The following is a 1,564-nucleotide window of genomic DNA, read 5'->3' as shown; positions in this document are numbered from 1 at the left end:
CATGTGCTTCATGCGCGGCGCCTGGCCGCGCTGCTGGGCTGATGCCGGGCTGATGCCGGGCCGGCCACGCGCCGCGCATGAAGCACATGGGTCCTACCCGGCCCTCATGACGGCGCGACCGCGCCGGGAGTGTCCGGTTCCATCGAGTCGTGCCGGCGCGCGGTGCGCACCCGCGCGGCGCGTAGCGTGGGACCATCCGCATGCGCCGAAGTTCGCTCCTGTACACCCTGACGCACGTTAATCTCGCGCCGGTTGAAGCATGGAAGAATCCATTCTCGTGCCGCAGCCGCGGCGTGTTCACGGGAGAGACAGTGGAAAGCGCGAGCGAGTTCCTGCGGGTTCTGCAGCACGAGAAGGTCCTGAGCACCGCGCACCGGCCGTTGCGCCTGCGCCTGGCCCAAGGCGGCCAGCTCGCGGAGGACGTGCTGCTGCCCCAGCGGGTCGTGGGCCACGAGGCGATCTGCGGCGGCATCGACTACCGCGTCGCCTGCCTCGCCAGCAGCCCGCACATCGCGCTGAAGGACCTGATCGCGCTGCCGGCCGAACTGCAGTTCGTCACCGACCGCGGCATGCTCCGCAGCGTGTGCGGCATCGTCACCGAGGCGCGCGCGGGCGACGCCGACGGCGGCCTGGCCGGCTACGAGCTCGTCTTGCGCGACGTGTTCGCCGTGATGGAAAAGCGCACCAACAGCCGTGTGTTCCGCTACCAGAACGAGTTGGAGATCGTGCAGGTGTTGTGCGACGAATGGCGCCAGTCGAACACGGTGCTGGCCAACGCCTTCGAACTCGAACTCGATCCGCTGTTCGACATGCGCCAGTTCCCGCCGCGCGAACAGACCATGCAGTACAACGAGTCGGACGCCGCGTTCGTGCGCCGCCTGCTCAAGCGGCGCGGCATCGCGTGGGTGTTCCGGCCGGGACGCAGCCGCGGCAGCCCCGTCGACCCCGCGCACGACCGCACGCCCGCGCACACGCTGGTGCTGTTCAACGACCCGAACGGCCTGCCGCAGAACGCGGCCGGCACGGTGCGTTACCACCGCGACAGCATGGCGGACGGCCGCGACACCGTCAGTTCCTGGCGCGCCGCGCGCCGCCTGCAGCCGGGCGTCGCCACGCGCCACAGCTGGGACTACAAGAATCCCGGCGCCGCGCAGTTCATGACGGCCTCCGCGCGCAGCAACGTGGACCAGGGCCCGAGCGGCAACACGCTCGCCGCGTCGCTGGACGACTACCTGATCGAGATGCCGCACGCGGGCAACGACGTCGAGGACCACTGGCGCCTGGGCCAGGTGCGCACGAGCCGCCACGAATTCGAATCGAAGTGCTTCCAGGGCGAGGGCAGCGTGCGCGACTTCTGCGCCGGCCAGTATTTTGCGCTCGAAGGCCATCCCGAGATCGACACGCACCCCGCCGCGGAGCGCGATTTTGTGATCACGGAACTGCACGTCGTGGCCGACAACAACCTGCCGCGCGAACTGGAACGCCACGCCAGACAGGTGTCGGCGGACGCCGCCCTGAGCGCGCGGCGCCGGCAGCTTTTCCGCCGTCCGGCGCGGCATTCCGA

Annotated in this window: 1 protein-coding gene; it reads left to right on the top strand. The window is 69.9% G+C overall.

Annotated elements, in window-relative coordinates; genetic code table 11:
• Window positions 1–200 precede the first annotated feature (200 nt).
• Window positions 201–1,564: type VI secretion system Vgr family protein (locus tag ACEN88_RS31265; protein WP_413345999.1), on the top strand; the 1,364-nt coding region annotated here is incomplete at its 3' end.

It is taken from the genome of Massilia sp. CT11-108, assembly GCF_047302915.1.
In the GTDB taxonomy this organism is placed as follows: Bacteria; Pseudomonadota; Gammaproteobacteria; order Burkholderiales; family Burkholderiaceae_D; genus Telluria; species Telluria orientalis.
The sequence above is the reverse complement of the archived record's forward strand: the minus strand, read 5'-3'. Positions and strand labels throughout refer to the sequence as shown.